A 12599-nucleotide genomic window follows, 5' to 3' on the forward strand; every position below is an offset into this window, starting at 1 on the left:
GTCAGCGTGCGGCGGCGGCCAGAGATTCCCGCGCGGCCGCGGCCACGGCCTCGGGCGTGAAGCCGAACTCGCGGAAGAGGACCTTGCCGTCCGCGGAGGCGCCGAAGTGCTCGAGCGAGACGACCCGGCCCGCGTCGCCCACGTACCGGTACCAGGTCAGGCCGACACCGGCCTCGACCGCGACCCGCGCCCTCACGGACGGCGGCAGCACGGACTCCCGGTACCCCTGGTCCTGCTCTTCGAACCACTCGACCGACGGCATCGACACGACGCGCGTGGCGACCCCCTCGGACTGGAGCTGCTCGCGGGCCGCCACGGCGAGCTGCACCTCGGAGCCGGTGGCGATCAGCACCACCTGCGGGGCGCCGCCCTCCGCCTCCGCGAGCACGTAGCCGCCGCGGGCCGCGTCCTCGTTCGGCGCGTACGTCGGCACGCCCTGGCGGGTCAGCGCGAGGCCGTGCGGGTGGCCCTTGCCGTACTCCTTGGTGTAGCGGCGCAGGATCTCGCGCCACGCGACGACCGTCTCGTTCGCGTCGGCGGGGCGGACGATGTTCAGGCCGGGAATGGCGCGCAGCGAGGCCAGCTGCTCGACCGGCTGGTGCGTGGGGCCGTCCTCGCCGAGGCCGATGGAGTCGTGCGTCCACACGTACGTGACCGGCAGGTGCATCAGCGCGGACAGGCGCACAGAGTTGCGCATGTAGTCCGAGAAGATGAGGAACGTACCGCCGTAGACACGGGTGTTGCCGTGCAGGGTGATGCCGTTCATCGCCGCGGCCATGGCGTGCTCGCGGATGCCGAAGTGGATCGTGCGGCCGTACTGGTCAGCCTCCGGCAGCGGGTTGCCGACGGGGAGGAACGACGAGTTCTTGTCGAACGTCGTGTTGTTCGAGCCCGCGAGGTCCGCGGAGCCGCCCCACAGCTCGGGGACGACAGGGCCGAGCGCCTGGAGGATCTTGCCGGACGCGGCGCGGGTGGCGAGGGACGTGCCGGTCTCGAAGACGGGCAGCGCGTCCTCCCAGCCCTCGGGCAGGGTGCCGGAGGCGACCCGGTCGAAGGTCGCGGCGTGCTCGGGGTTGGCGGTGCGCCAGGCGGCGAACGACTTCTCCCACTCGGCCCGCGCCTCGCGGCCCCGGTCGAGCGCCTTGCGGGTGTGCTCGATGACCTCGTCGGCGACGGCGAAGCTCTGCTCCGGGTCGAAGCCGAGGACGCTCTTGGTCGCGGCGACCTCGTCGGCGCCGAGCGCCGAGCCGTGCGCGGCCTCGGTGTTCTGCGCGTGCGGGGCGGGCCAGGCGATGATCGAGCGCATCGCGATGAAGGAGGGGCGGTCGGTGACGGCCTTGGCCTCCTGGATCGCCGCGTACAGCGCGTGCGGGTCGAGGTCGCCGTCCTCCTTCGGCTGGACGCGCTGGACGTGCCAGCCGTACGCCTCGTACCGCTTGAGGGTGTCCTCGCTGATCGCGACCTCGGTGTCGCCCTCGATCGAGATGTGGTTGTCGTCCCACAGCAGGATCAGGTTGCCGAGCTTCTGGTGGCCCGCGAGGGAGGACGCCTCGGCCGAGATGCCCTCTTCGAGGCAGCCGTCGCCGGCGATCGCGTAGATGTAGTGGTCGAACGGGGAGGTGCCCTGCGCGGTTTCGGGGTCGAAGAGGCCGCGCTCGTACCGGGAGGCCATGGCCATGCCGACCGCGTTGGCGACGCCCTGGCCGAGGGGGCCCGTCGTCGTCTCGACACCGACGGTGTGGCCGTACTCCGGGTGTCCGGGGGTCTTGGAGCCCCAGGTCCTCAGGGCCTTCAGGTCGTCCAGCTCAAGGCCGAAGCCGGCCAGGTAGAGCTGGATGTAGAGGGTCAGGGACGAATGCCCGGCGGACAGCACGAACCGGTCGCGCCCGGTCCAGTCGGCGTCCGCGGGGTCGTGCCGCATCACCTTCTGGAAGAGGGTGTACGCGGCGGGGGCCAGGCTCATCGCCGTACCGGGATGGCCGTTGCCGACCTTCTGCACGGCATCCGCTGCCAGGACTCGGACGGTGTCGACCGCCCTCTGGTCCAGCTCTGTCCACTTGAAGTCTGTGGTGGTCGGCTTGGTGCTCACCCTGAGTCAGGGCTCCTCTCCACATGTCGCGGCCGGTGTCCTGCTAAGGCACCGGATCGGTGTCGAGCCTACCCTCGCGGCCGTGGCCGACCGCGCACGCATTTCCCCGGTATTTCCCGTGCATTCCCAGGGTGCGGTCTCGGCCGGAAGTCCGCCTCCCGATGAGCCGTTCGCCGCGCCTCTGAGCGCCCCCAACACGAGCGACCCCCGCGGGGGGCGGCATCTGGGCAACGTCTAGAGTGGCGTGGTACGCGCAAGACTTCACCGGGGCTTCACGACGCCCGGGGCTTGCTGGGATTTCTCTGTCAGGGGTGTACGTGACGGCCGTCGAGTCCCGACCCGCAGGGGTCGCCGCGACGTCGAGCCCGAGGGCCCAACGGCCGTTCGGAGCCCGCGTCAGGGCATTCGTGGAGCTGACGAAGCCGCGGATCATCGAGCTGCTGCTGATCACCACCGTGCCGGTGATGTTCCTCGCGGCCCGGGGCGTGCCCGATCTGTGGCTGGTGCTCGCGACCTGCCTCGGCGGTTACCTCTCCGCGGGCGGCGCCAATGCGCTGAACATGTATATCGACCGTGATATCGACGCCCTGATGGACCGGACGTCCCAGCGGCCCCTCGTGACCGGAATGGTCTCGCCGCGCGAGGCGCTCGTATTCGGCATCGCGCTCGCGGCGGTCTCGACGCTCTGGTTCGGTCTGCTGGTCAACTGGCTGTCGGCGGCAATGGCGCTCGGCGCGCTTCTTTTCTACGTCTTCGTCTACACGCTCGGCCTCAAGCGCCGTACGTCACAGAACGTGGTCTGGGGCGGCATCGCGGGCTGCATGCCGGTGCTCATCGGCTGGTCCGCGGTGACGGACTCGATGTCGTGGGCCGCGGTCGTCCTCTTCCTCGTCATCTTCTTCTGGACGCCGCCGCACACCTGGGTCCTGATGATGCGCGTGCGCGACGACTACGAGCGGGTGGGCGTGCCGATGCTGCCCGCCATCGCCACGAACAAGGCGGTCGCCAAGCAGGTCGTGGTCTACAGCTGGGTGATGGTCCTGGTCTCGCTGACGCTCACCCCGCTCGGCTACACCGGCTGGTTCTACACGGCGGTCGCCGCGCTGTCCGGCGCGTGGTGGCTCATGGAGGCGCACCGCCTCAGGGCGCGCGCCAACGCGGGCGTGGTGGGCGCGAAGCTCAAGGAGATGCGCCTGTTCCACTGGTCCATCACCTATGTGTCGCTGCTGTTCGTCGCGGTGGCCGTGGACCCGTTCCTGCGCTGACCCGCACGCTCCCCGACGCCCCGGTGATCGCGTGGCCCACACCACGCGCCCGGGGCGTCGCCGTACCCGCTACCCGTGGGTAGCCTTCGCACATGGCAGAGAGCGAAGAGAAGGGCGCCGAAGGCGCCGCACCGCCCGAGGACGCGAACCCGAAGCCCGCGCCCGCACCGGCGAAGCCCGCAGCGCAGGCGCCCGCCGCTTCGGATGCCGAGGCCGCGGCGGAGAAGCCGGCCGCCACGCCCGAGGCCGCGAAGGCTCCCGCCGCGGAACCGGCCGGAGCGCCGAAGGCCGCCGAGACCGAGCCCGACGCGCGGGCCGAGCCCGAGCAGAAGGGCGCCGCGCGGGCCGAGCCCGCGGCCGGGAAGCCCGCAGCCAAGGCCGAGGCCCCGGTCCAGAAGGCCCCTGCCAAGGCTGAGGCACCGGCCCAGAAGGCCGGCGCGCAGGCTGAGGCTCCGGCGGGGAAGGCGGCAGCCGACGCGGCGGCCGGGGAGGGCTCGGCGGAGGGTGAGGGCTCGGCGGGCAAGGCCGGCGCCACGGCTGAGGCTCCGGTCGGGAAGGTCGATGCCGGGGAGCGGCGGCGCACGGCGCGGGCCGCGCGGAGTGCGGCGCGGCTCGCCCAGCAGATCCGCGCGTTCGGGGCGCGGCACGGCGGCGCCGAGGGGCAGCTCGCCTACCTCGGCAGGCGCGGCACCCGCATCGTGCTGGTCGGCGCCGACGGCGGCTGGGGCGACCTCGTGGCGCCGTCCGACGAGGTCGCGCGCAGCGCGGCCGAGCAGGCGGGTCTCGCACTGCGGGAGTCCTTCGAAGGCGAGCTCGCGGCCAAGGTCGTCACGGGCCCGTACGAGTGGAGGCGGATGGCGGGCATCCAGCTCGGCGGGCGCGGCGCGGCCTGAGGACGGGCGCCCGCCCGCACCCCGTCAGAGAGCGTGCCGCACGCTGCTGTCCCCGCCCCGCGGCGGCCGCGTGATCAGGAACGGGGCGAGCAGGCCGGGTACGGCCTCCTCGGCGAAGGCGAGCGCCTCGGACTCCGCGGCGTCCGGCACGCGGTAGCGGCCGCGGCCCGCAGCCGTGGTGGCGGTGAGCGTGACGAGCCCGGCCCTGCGCTGGACGTACGACTGCCGTACGGTCCAGCCGATCACGCCCGAGCGCTGCAGCGCCACCGTGGACCTGCGGACCGCGCCGGAGCGCGCCACCAGGTAGGGGCCGCTCAGGCCGTGCCCCAGGGCCCGGTACGCGCTCCGGGCGAGCGCCGCCGCCGCGGGCAGCGCGACGGCCGCCGCGCACGCGGCCGCCCACCAGGGGCCGAGGACGGCGGCGAGGCCGACCGGCGCGAGCGCGGCGGCCAGCGCCCGGCGCAGCCTCCTGCCCCGGGCCGCCGCCGGGTGCGCGGCCAGCGGGGCGGCCGTCGGCGGCACCGGCTCCCTGAGCACCCGCGCGGCGACCGCGTGCGCGACGGCCCGGGGCGCCGCGGGCAGCAGGTTGCGGTGGTCGACGTGCTTCTCCCCCGCGTCCTTGTGCACGAGCCCCGTCGCGACGGCGTCGACCCGCGCGGCGCGCAGCAGCCGCACGCCGAGCGGCTCCACCACCTCGACGCCCCGCAGCCGCCGCTCCTCGATGGAGACCGAGCGCGCGGTGAACAGCCCGCGCCGCACCCGCAGCGTGCCGCCCGGCTCGCGTTCGAGCCGGTGGTTCCACCACATCTCGGTCCACACGCCGAGCGCACCGACCGCGCCCGCGGCCAGCGCGGCCGCAGCCGAGCCCGCGACGGCCCAGCCCAGGGGCGCGTGCCGGAAGCAGCGCGCCACCAGCCCGATCACGTCGCGCTGCGCCCCGAACCAGTCGCTGACCTGGAGCAGGCCGCCCACGGAGGCGCCCGCGAGCAGCGGGGAGAGGAACGAGACCGGCGCGTACAGCACCCAGGCGGGCCGTATCGCGGCGAGCGTGCCCTCGTCGGGCGGCGGCGCCTTGGGCACCGGGGTGTGCGCGAGGAGTTCCCGCCGCAGCCGCTCGCCCTCCGCGCGGGCGACCGACTCCAGTTCGAGGGCGCCGTCGCGGGCGTGTTCACCGGTGCCGATCCGTACGGTGACCAGGCCGAACACCCGCAGCAGCGGGCTGGCGGTGAGGTCGACGGTCCGTATGCGCTCCAGCGGCAGCGAGCGGCGCTTCACCAGCAGCAGGCCCTGGCGCAGCTCGGCGCGCTCCGGTCCGACGCGGTAGCCGGTGCGGCGCCGGCGCACGTAGTCGACGCCGGTGCCGAGCGCGGTGGCGAGCACGGCGCCCGCGACCGTCCACAGCGTGGCGCGGGCCACGCCGAGCGCGGCCATGATGCCGAGCGCCGCGGGCGCGCCCGCGATGACGACGACACCGGCGAGCACCAGCGCCGTGACGACGTACGTCCGCGGGTCGAGGCGCCGCCACCGCCCGGTCTCCGCGGGGCCCGGCGGCGCGGTCCGCCCGTCCGCCTCCGCCGCGCCCGCCGTCATGTGGCGTCGCCCGGCGTCTCCTGGGTGATGCGGGTGAGCCGCTCGGCGAGGCCCGCGGCCGTGTCCCGGTCGAGGCCCCTGAGGTGCACGGCCCCCTTCGCCGACGCCGTGGTCACCGTGACGGTCGAAAGACGGAACAGCTGTTCAAGCGGGCCGCGCACGGTGTCCACGGTCTGGATGCGGGACATCGGCGCGACCCGCCACTCCTGCCAGAAGAAGCCGGAGCGCGCATAGACCGCGTCGTCGGTGACCTCCCACCGGTGCACCCGGTACCACCAGCGCGGCACGGCGGCCGCGCAGGCGAGGCCCGCGGCCGTGACCGCGGCGGCCGCCGTGAGCAGCGGCACGCGCGCGGGCCCGACGAGCGCGCCGACGAGGGCGAGCGACGCGGCGGGACCCGCGGCGGCCAGCAGCCACTGGGTGCGCCACCAGGCGACGGCGCGCGGGTCGAGCGCCTCGCTGGGCGGCCGCAGCCGGTACTCCGGGCCCGCGGGCCCTCCGGTGCCCCGGTGCGGCGCCGTGTGCGCGGACCCGGCCGCCTGCGCCCCCGTCGTCATCGGTCAGCGGCCGCGCAGCGAGCGGTAGAGGGCGACGAGTCCGGTCGTCGAGGAGTCGAGCCCCTCGGCGGACTTCTCGCCGGTGAGGACGGGCTCGATGTTCTTGGCGAGCACCTTGCCGAGCTCGACGCCCCACTGGTCGAAGGAGTCGATGTTCCAGACGGCGCCCTGCACGAAGACCTTGTGCTCGTACAGCGCGATCAGCTGGCCGAGCGCCGAGGGCGTCAGGTCGGGCACCAGGACGGTCGTCGTCGGGTGGTTGCCGCGGAAGGTCTTGTGCGGCACGAGCTCCTCGGCGACGCCCTCGGCGCGCACCTCGTCGGGCGTCTTGCCGAAGGCGAGCGCCTGGGTCTGCGCGAAGAAGTTGGCCATCAGCAGGTCGTGCTGCGCGGCGAGCGGGGCCGGCAGGTCCGCCGAGGGGCGGGCGAAGCCGATGAAGTCCGCGGGGATGACCTTGGTGCCCTGGTGGATCAACTGGTAGTACGCGTGCTGCCCGTTGGTGCCGGGGGTGCCCCATACGACCGGGCCCGTCTGCCAGTCGACCGGCCTGCCGTCGCGGTCCACGGACTTGCCGTTGGACTCCATCTCCAGCTGCTGGAGGTACGCGGTGAACTTCGACAGGTAGTGGCTGTACGGGAGGACCGCGTGGGTCTGCGCGTCGAAGAACGAGCCGTACCAGACGCCGAGCAGGCCGAGCAGCAGCGGCACGTTGGACTCGGGCGGCGCGGTGCGGAAGTGCTCGTCGACGGTGTGGAAGCCGTCGAGCATCTCGCGGAAGCGGTCGGGGCCGATCGCGATCATCAGTGAGAGCCCGATGGCCGAGTCGTACGAGTAGCGGCCGCCGACCCAGTCCCAGAACTCGAACATGTTGTCGGTGTCGATGCCGAAGTCGGCGACCTTGCCCGCGTTGGTGGACAGCGCGACGAAGTGCTTGGCGACCGCCTCCTGCCCCGCGCCCAGCTCGCCGAGCAGCCACGCGCGCGCGGAGGTCGCGTTGGTGATGGTCTCGATCGTCGTGAACGTCTTGGACGCGATGACGAACAGCGTCTCGGCCGCGTCGAGGTCGCGCACCGCCTCGTACAGGTCGGCGCCGTCGACGTTGGAGACGAAGCGGACGGTGAGGTCGCGGCGGGTGAAGGTGCGCAGGACCTCGTAGGCCATGGCGGGACCGAGGTCGGAGCCGCCGATGCCGATGTTGACGACGTTCTTGATGGGCCGGCCGGTGTGCCCGGTCCACGCGCCGGAGCGCACCCGCTCGGCGAAACCGGACATCTTGTCGAGGACCGCGTGCACGGCCGGTACGACGTTCTCCCCGTCGACCTCGATGACCGCGTCGCGCGGGGCGCGCAGCGCGACGTGCAGGACGGCGCGGTCCTCGGTGGTGTTGATCTTCTCGCCGCGGAACATGGCGTCCCGCAGCTCCGCGACGCCCGTGGCCTTCGCGAGGTCCCGCAGCAGCGCCAGCGTCTCGTCCGTCACCAGGTGCTTCGAGTAGTCCACGCTGAGGTCGCCGACCCGCGCGGTGTACTCGGTGCCCCGCGCGGGGCGGGAGTCGAACAGCTCGCGCAGGTGCGTGTCGCCGAACTGTTCGCGGTGCTTGGCGAGCGCGGCCCACTCGGGCAGCTTGTCCAGCCTGGTGCGAGCCCCGTAAGCGTTCATGTCGGATCAGCCCACTTCTTCTCGTGCCTCGATGCGTGCCCCTGTTCGGCCTCCAACCTAATTGATCAGGCGGACGGCCGAGGGACCGGCGGGCACGGACGCGTCCGGCCGGGCACCCCTGGGTGTCCCGGCCGGTCCGCCATGGTCAGATCTCGCCGCGCAGCTTCGCGAGCGCCTCGGCGAGGATCGCCTCGCCGTCCGCGTCGCTGCGCCGCTCGCGCACGTACGCGAGGTGCGTCTTGTAGGGCTCGGTGCGCGGCGGGTCCGGCGGGTTGTCCTGGTCCTGACCTGCCGGGAAGCCGCAGCGGGGGCAGTCCCACGTCTCGGGGACCTGCGCGTCGCTGGCGAAGCTCGGCTGTGTCTCGTGCCCGTTGGAGCACCAGAAGGAGATGCGCAGGCGGGGCGCGGACTCGCCGCGCTCGGCCTCGCCCATCGGCCCCGCTCCGACCCGGCTGCCCCGGATCGCGTTGCCACTTGCCACGGTCGTAACTCCCTGCGTGATGGTGCCGCAAAGCATCGAACGGCAGCTGCGCTGCCGGGCTCCCCGACGGCCGGGCGCCCCTGGGCGCCCCAGTCTAGAGAACGCCGAACACGCGTCCAGTTAAGGGAGTTGCTGCCCCTCGCGCCGGGCGCGGATCCTCATGATAGGCCGCGTCCAGCGGGGCGGAACCCGCGCGTGCTCAGCCCTTGAGCTTGATGACCAGGCCCAGCACCACGATGCACGCCACCCACAGGAGGGCGACGACGACCGTGATCCGGTCGAGGTTGCGCTCCGCGACCGAGGAGCCGCCCACGGAGGACTGCATGCCGCCACCGAACATGTCGGAGAGGCCGCCGCCCTTGCCCTTGTGCATCAGCACCAGCAGCATCAGCAGCAGGCTGAAGACGATGAGGGCGATCGAGAACCCCAGAACCACGGCTGAACCAACTTCCTCGGACAAGCGGACCGGACAACTTGGGACAAGATCTGACACGATCTGTCGAGCAGATCGGACGGACGGGCCGCGGCCTGAGCGGCCGCACCACCCGCCGCGCACTGCGGGGGCCCACCGCCGGACGTTCGCGTCCGGGGCCGGCCCCCGCAAGGGTACGACGAATCCGTGCTACGGCACACTCACTGGTCGCGGAAGCGCACGATCTTGACGTACTCGTCCGTGTCCAGCGAGGCGCCGCCGACGAGGGCGCCGTCGATGTCGGGCTGCGCCATGATCCCCGCGACGTTGCCCGACTTGACCGAGCCGCCGTACTGGATGCGCACCTTGTCGGCGACGTCCTGCGCGTACAGCTCCGCGATCTTGCCGCGGATGGCGCCGCACACCTCCTGGGCGTCGTCGGCGCCGCAGGTCTTGCCGGTGCCGATGGCCCAGACCGGCTCGTAGGCGATGACGAGCGTCTCGGCCTGCTCGGCCGTGACGTCCTTGAGGCCGCCCTCGACCTGGGCGAGGGTGTGGGCGACGTGGCCGCCGGCCTCGCGCACGGACTCGGGCTCGCCGACGCACAGGATCGGGGTGAGGCCGTGCCGGTAGGCGGCCTTGGCCTTGGCGTTGCACAGCTCGTCGGTCTCGCCGTGGTACTGGCGCCGCTCCGAGTGGCCGACGACGACGTACGAGCACTTCAGCTTGGCGAGCATCGGGCCGGAGATCTCGCCCGTGTACGCGCCGGAGTCGTGCGCTGAGATGTCCTGCGCGCCGTACTTGATCTTCAGCTTGTCGCCGTCGATCAGGGTCTGGACGGACCTCAGGTCGGTGAACGGCGGCAGGACGGCGACCTCGACGGCCGCGAAGTCCTTGTCGTTCAGGCCGAAGGCCAGCTTCTGCACCTGGCTGATGGCCTCCAGGTGGTTGAGGTTCATCTTCCAGTTGCCCGCCATCAGCGGCGTGCGGCCGGTGCTCTCGGGTGTTGCGGTCATGGGAAGGTCAGTCCTCCAGTGCGGCGAGGCCGGGGAGCGTCTTGCCCTCGAGGTATTCGAGGCTGGCGCCGCCGCCGGTCGAGATGTGGCCGAACGCCGACTCGTCGAAGCCCAGCGTGCGCACGGCGGCCGCGGAGTCGCCGCCGCCGACGACGGTGAAGGCGGAGGAGTCGAGCAGGCCCTGGGCCACGGCCCTGGTGCCCTCGGCGTAGTCGGGGTGTTCGAAGACGCCCATCGGCCCGTTCCAGAAGACCGTGGCCGCGTCGGCGAGCTTCGACGCGTAGAGCGCGCAGGTCTCGGGGCCGTTGTCGAGGCCCATCCTGCCCGCGGGCATGGCGTCGGCGCGCACGGTCTCGGGGTGGGCGGGCGCCTTGGTCCTCAGGTCGGGGAACTCGGCTGCGACCTTCAGGTCGACGGGGAGCACGAACTCCACGCCGCGCTCGTCGGCCCGCTTGAGGTACTCGCGCACCGCGGGGATCTGGTCCTCCTGGAGCAGCGAGGAGCCGACCTCGTGGCCCTGGGCCTTGAGGAAGGTGAAGGCCATGCCGCCGCCGATGAGGATGCGGTCGGCCTTCTCCAGGAGGTGGTCGATGACGCCGAGCTTGTCGGAGACCTTGGCGCCGCCCAGCACGACGACGTAGGGGCGCGCGACGTCCTCGGTGAGCTTCTTCAGGACGCCGACCTCGGTGGCGATGAGGAAGCCCGCGGCGTGCGGCAGGCGGGCCGGCAGGTCGTAGACGGAGGCGTGCTTGCGGTGCACGGCGCCGAAGCCGTCGCCGACGTAGAGGTCGGCGAGGGCGGCGAGCCGGTCGGCGAAGGCGCCGCGCTCGGCGTCGTCCTTCGCGGTCTCGCCGGGGTTGAAGCGCAGGTTCTCCAGCACGGCCACCTGGCCGTCCTGGAGGGCCGCCACGGTCCGAGCGGCGGAGTCGCCGACCGTGTCGGTCGCGAACGCGACGTCCTTGCCGAGGAGTTCGCCGAGGCGGGCGGCGGCGGGCGCCAGCGAGAAGGCGGCGTCGGGCGCGCCCTTGGGGCGGCCGAGGTGCGAGGCCACGATCACGCGCGCGCCGGCCTCGGCGAGGCGGGCGACCGTCGGCTCGACGGCCCGGATGCGGCCGTCGTCGGTGATGGCGGTGCCGGACAGGGGCACGTTCAGGTCGGCGCGCACGAAGACGCGCTTGCCGCGTACGCCGTCCGCCAGAAGTTCTTCGATCGTCCTCATGGGTCTCCTGGTCTCCTCAGGGCTGCCGACAGGCCACAGGGCCCGTGCTCCGCGACGCTGCGCGGGCCGGGCCCTGGGCTCGTGCCGTACGGATCAGAGCTGGTTGCCGACGAAGACGGTGAGGTCCACGAGGCGGTTGGAGTAGCCCCACTCGTTGTCGTACCAACCGATGATCTTCACGCTCTTGCCCTGAACCATCGTCAGGGAGGAGTCGAAGGTGCAGGAGGCCGGCCAGTTGACGATGTCCGAGGAGACGATCGGGTCCTCGGTGTAGGAGAGGTAGCCCTTGAGCTGGCCCTCGGCGGCCTTCTGGAACGCGGCGTTGACCTCGTCCTTGGTCACCACGCGCTCGGTCTCGACGACCAGGTCGGTGACGGAGCCCGTGGGGACGGGCACCCGCATCGCCATGCCGTTGAGCTTGCCCGCGAGCTCCGGGATGACCAGGCCGAGGGCCTTGGCCGCGCCGGTGCTCGCCGGGATGATGTTCTCGGCCGCGGCGCGGGCACGGCGCAGGTCGCGGTGCGGGAAGTCCTGGAGGCGCTGGTCGCTCGTGTAGGCGTGGACCGTGGTCATCAGGCCGGACACGATGCCGAAGTTCTCCAGCATGACCTTCGCCATCGGCGCCACGCAGTTGGTGGTGCAGGAGGCGTTGGAGATGATGGTGTGCTTCGCGGGGTCGTACTTGTCCTCGTTGACGCCCAGCACGATGGTGATGTCCTCGTCCGTGGCCGGAGCCGAGATGAGGACCTTCTTGGCGCCGCCCGCGATGTGCTTCTCGGCGTCGGCCTTCTTCGTGAAGATGCCGGTCGACTCGACGACGATGTCGACGCCCAGCTCGCCCCAGGGGATGTCGGCCGGGTTGCGCTCGGAGAGCACCTTGATGGTGTGGCCGTCGACGGTGATGGTGTCGGCGGTGTGGGTCACCTCGGCCTTGAGGCGGCCCAGGATGGTGTCGTACTTCAGCAGGTGGGCCGTGGTCGCGGTGTCACCCAGGTCGTTGACAGCCACGATCTCGATGTCCGCACCCTGCTCCAGCAACGCGCGGAAGTAGTTACGCCCGATGCGGCCGAAGCCGTTGATGCCTACGCGGATCGTCACGAAACCGATCTCCTCGTTGGTACGCCGTGCGTCGCGACGCCCGGCGAGCTGTATGGGATGTCCCCGACCACCTACGACCCTACCGCCCCCGGCTCCGGGCCGTGACATCAGAGGGGGCCCTCGGCGGGGCCGCTCACCTGCGCGCGAACCCGGCCCGATGGGCGGAAACCCGACGGCCCTCCGAGACCGCCCCCACGAGCCCGCGAGGCACCCCGCCGGCCGCTGTGCCCCGCCGGGCATCCGGCGGGTGGGGCCACGGTCCCACCCGCACCGAGACGGCCTGGGTCGACCCCTCGTACGCCGACCCGCAGGTCGACACC

General features: G+C 72.5%; 11 protein-coding genes. 2 read left to right on the forward strand and 9 right to left on the reverse strand.

Annotated features, from left to right (window positions below; genetic code table 11):
* Position 1: 1 nt before the first annotated feature.
* Positions 2–2089: a transketolase gene (gene tkt, locus AB0910_RS29345; protein ID WP_366747689.1), complete on the reverse strand. Its 2088-nt coding sequence runs from the start codon at positions 2087–2089 to the stop codon at positions 2–4.
* A 317-nt stretch (positions 2090–2406) separates the two neighbouring features.
* Between tkt and AB0910_RS29350 the strand changes: the two genes are divergently transcribed.
* Both AB0910_RS29350 and AB0910_RS29355 read left to right on the forward strand, forming a co-directional pair.
* Entirely contained in the window at positions 2407–3354 is a 948-nt protein-coding gene (locus tag AB0910_RS29350) for a heme o synthase (RefSeq protein ID WP_366747690.1), read from the forward strand.
* A gap of 623 nt (positions 3355–3977) precedes the next feature.
* Entirely contained in the window at positions 3978–4247 is a 270-nt protein-coding gene (locus AB0910_RS29355) for a hypothetical protein (protein ID WP_366747699.1), read from the forward strand.
* A gap of 24 nt (positions 4248–4271) precedes the next feature.
* Here AB0910_RS29355 and AB0910_RS29360 read toward each other — a convergent pair whose 3' ends face one another.
* The 8 genes from AB0910_RS29360 to gap form a co-directional block, all read right to left on the reverse strand.
* Positions 4272–5837 carry a PH domain-containing protein gene (locus AB0910_RS29360; protein ID WP_366747691.1) on the reverse strand — a complete coding sequence of 522 codons (1566 nt, stop codon included), beginning with the start codon at positions 5835–5837 and terminating at the stop codon, positions 4272–4274.
* Entirely contained in the window at positions 5834–6394 is a 561-nt protein-coding gene (locus tag AB0910_RS29365; RefSeq protein ID WP_366747692.1) for a PH domain-containing protein, read from the reverse strand. Before AB0910_RS29365 ends, AB0910_RS29360 begins: the two co-directional genes overlap by 4 nt.
* Before the next feature lie 3 nt (positions 6395–6397).
* Positions 6398–8053 (reverse strand): glucose-6-phosphate isomerase, encoded by a 1656-nt coding sequence (gene pgi / locus AB0910_RS29370; RefSeq protein WP_366747693.1) that lies wholly within the window; start codon positions 8051–8053, stop codon positions 6398–6400.
* Positions 8054–8198: 145 nt separating this feature from the next.
* Positions 8199–8534 carry an RNA polymerase-binding protein RbpA gene (locus AB0910_RS29375; protein WP_079060169.1) on the reverse strand — a complete coding sequence of 112 codons (336 nt, stop codon included), beginning with the start codon at positions 8532–8534 and terminating at the stop codon, positions 8199–8201.
* 199 nt (positions 8535–8733) lie between these two features.
* Positions 8734–8970, reverse strand: a complete 237-nt coding sequence (gene secG / locus AB0910_RS29380) for a preprotein translocase subunit SecG (RefSeq protein WP_345650530.1) — start codon at positions 8968–8970, stop codon at positions 8734–8736.
* Between the two features lie 197 nt (positions 8971–9167).
* Positions 9168–9923 (reverse strand): triose-phosphate isomerase, encoded by a 756-nt coding sequence (gene tpiA / locus AB0910_RS29385; protein WP_366747700.1) that lies wholly within the window; start codon positions 9921–9923, stop codon positions 9168–9170.
* A 46-nt stretch (positions 9924–9969) separates the two neighbouring features.
* The gene (locus AB0910_RS29390; protein WP_366747694.1) at positions 9970–11181 is read right to left on the reverse strand and encodes a phosphoglycerate kinase; all 1212 of its coding nucleotides are present in this window, start codon (positions 11179–11181) and stop codon (positions 9970–9972) included.
* A gap of 93 nt (positions 11182–11274) precedes the next feature.
* The gene (gene gap, locus AB0910_RS29395) at positions 11275–12279 is read right to left on the reverse strand and encodes a type I glyceraldehyde-3-phosphate dehydrogenase (RefSeq protein WP_366747695.1); all 1005 of its coding nucleotides are present in this window, start codon (positions 12277–12279) and stop codon (positions 11275–11277) included.
* Between the last annotated feature and the right edge of the window lie 320 nt (positions 12280–12599).

This window comes from Streptomyces sp. NPDC047002 (assembly GCF_040704505.1).
In the GTDB taxonomy this organism is placed as follows: Bacteria; Actinomycetota; Actinomycetes; order Streptomycetales; family Streptomycetaceae; genus Streptomyces.

Excerpts from the sequence above, each read along its gene's own strand:
- AB0910_RS29360 (WP_366747691.1), bottom strand. The coding sequence starts at position 5,837 with ATGACGGCGGGCGCGGCGGAGGCGGACGGGCGGACCGCGCCGCCGGGC.
- AB0910_RS29365 (WP_366747692.1), bottom strand. The coding sequence starts at position 6,394 with ATGACGACGGGGGCGCAGGCGGCCGGGTCCGCGCACACGGCGCCGCAC.
- pgi (WP_366747693.1), bottom strand. The coding sequence starts at position 8,053 with ATGAACGCTTACGGGGCTCGCACCAGGCTGGACAAGCTGCCCGAGTGG.
- tpiA (WP_366747700.1), bottom strand. The coding sequence starts at position 9,923 with ATGGCGGGCAACTGGAAGATGAACCTCAACCACCTGGAGGCCATCAGC.
- AB0910_RS29390 (WP_366747694.1), bottom strand. The coding sequence starts at position 11,181 with ATGAGGACGATCGAAGAACTTCTGGCGGACGGCGTACGCGGCAAGCGC.